Here is a 220-nt window from a genome sequence, read left to right on the forward strand (position 1 = left end):
GATGATCCACGTCGCGGTGACGACGCGCTCGGCCGGGATGCCGGTGATGAGCGCGAGGTCCTTGTTGTCGGCCATCGCCCGCATCGCCGTCCCGAGCTTCGTGTGCTGGAGCATTCCGTGCATCGCGAGCATCAGCCCGACCGCGGCCACGAGGATGGTGAGCTCGTGCGCGTTCACCGACAGCCCGAGCGGGTCGAACGCGAGGTTCGACTGCTCGACG

General features: G+C 68.2%; 1 pseudogene. It reads right to left on the minus strand.

Annotated features, from left to right (window positions below):
* Positions 1-220: pseudogene (locus EXE45_RS19250) on the minus strand (branched-chain amino acid ABC transporter permease); the annotation flags it as partial.

It is taken from the genome of Halorubrum sp. SP9 (assembly GCF_005435015.1).
Classification (GTDB): domain Archaea; phylum Halobacteriota; class Halobacteria; order Halobacteriales; family Haloferacaceae; genus Halorubrum; species Halorubrum sodomense.